Source organism: Acidithiobacillus ferriphilus, from assembly GCF_018854775.1.
Classification (GTDB): domain Bacteria; phylum Pseudomonadota; class Gammaproteobacteria; order Acidithiobacillales; family Acidithiobacillaceae; genus Acidithiobacillus; species Acidithiobacillus ferriphilus.
In genome coordinates, this window is the sequence record NZ_JAAZTY010000117.1 from 1 (window position 1) to 542 (window position 542).

Genomic DNA, 542 nt, shown 5'->3' on the forward strand with positions numbered 1-542 from the left:
GAGAATGGCCACTTCTTCCCTCTGGTCCACTGTGGCACCTCCTTCGGCAATTACAAGGAAATCCGCAAGTATCTGATCGAATCCGCTGAACTGCGCGAAAAGGTCAAGAAGATCCTGGGCAAGCTTGGCCGTCTGGTCGACGGCAAGATCGTCATCCCCGAAGAAGTGGTGCACTACAGTGAATGGCTGCACGTTATGCGTCACCGCATTGCCTCGGAGATGCAGGTGGTCGACATGAGCAACATTCGCGTCACCGTCCATGCCGCCTGTCATTACTACAAGATGGTGCAGGAAGACGCCGTGTACGACAACGCGGTGCTCGGCGGCAATCGCACAGCGGTCGGCACCTCCGTCGCGCAGGCCCTGGGTGCGCAGGTTATCGACTACTCCACCTGGTACGACTGCTGTGGCTTTGGTTTTCGCCACATCATTTCCGAGCGTGAGTTCACCCGCAGCTTCTCCATGAATCGCAAGATCAAGGTGGCCCGGGAAGAAGCCAAGGCCGACGTCATGATCGGCATCGACACCGGCTGCATCACCAC

At 57.7% G+C, this 542-nt stretch carries 1 protein-coding gene; it reads left to right on the forward strand.

What is annotated here, in order from left to right; translation table 11 throughout:
* Window positions 1-542: heterodisulfide reductase-related iron-sulfur binding cluster (locus HF921_RS08745; RefSeq protein ID WP_264318197.1), on the forward strand; the 542-nt coding region annotated here is incomplete at both ends.